This window comes from Methanoculleus sp. DTU007 (genome assembly GCF_001512385.1).
GTDB classification, from domain to species: domain Archaea; phylum Halobacteriota; class Methanomicrobia; order Methanomicrobiales; family Methanoculleaceae; genus Methanoculleus; species Methanoculleus thermophilus.
Window position 1 is genome coordinate 20,450 of sequence record NZ_LFRO01000011.1, and the last position, 728, is coordinate 21,177.

Below are 728 nucleotides of genomic sequence, written 5' to 3' on the forward strand. Positions count from 1 at the left end.
TTGACCGTCGGTGTCGGAGTGACGTTGACCGTCGGTGTCGGAGTCACATTGACCGTCGGTGTTGGTGTGACGTTGACCGTTGGTGTTGGGGTCACATTGACCGTCGGCGTCGGGGTTACATTCACCGTCGGTGTCGGAGTCACAGTCACTGTTGGTGTCGGCGTCGGCGTGGGTGTTGGGATTGTGACATCCGGCGGGATCAGGACACCGTCAATCACGTAGACATTGATGTTATTCGTGATCTGGATCTGGTTCTGGACGGTGAAGTTGTTGATGATCAGCTGACCGCCGTCTGTTATTGAAACGTTGACCCCTGATCCTTCAACAGTCGGCAGGGATATCTGGCCGTCGGTTGAGTTCTGGCACAGCATCACGAGTTCTTCGATCGTGTAGTCGCCCTGGATGACGTGATACTCGAGGATAGTGTTTAAGAGCGTGGTGTTGTTGAAGATGAGCGAGAGCGTCTCGTTGCCGAGTTCGTCAAACGCATCATTCGTCGGGGCGCATATGATGTAAGTTCTGTTCTCTTCAAGGCTCTGGTCGAGAGTGGAGTTGTTTACGACTTCGACGAAGGTCGTCAGATTCTCTTCATCAGCAAGCTCAGCGACGATCAATTCGGTGATATTCACCACCGGAGTCGGCGTCGGAGTCACATTGACCGTCGGTGTCGGCGTGACGTTGACTGTCGGCGTCGGAGTCACATTGACCGTCGGCGTTGGAGTGACGTT

Annotated in this window: 1 protein-coding gene (cut by a window edge); it reads right to left on the bottom strand. The window is 54.4% G+C overall.

Annotation, left to right across the window (positions count from 1 at the left end; translation table 11 throughout):
• Positions 1-728: part of a fasciclin domain-containing protein coding region (locus ACI94_RS01450; RefSeq protein ID WP_286681012.1), annotated on the bottom strand (this coding region is incomplete at its 5' end). The annotated region extends 118 nt beyond the left edge of the window; the window shows 728 of its 846 annotated nt.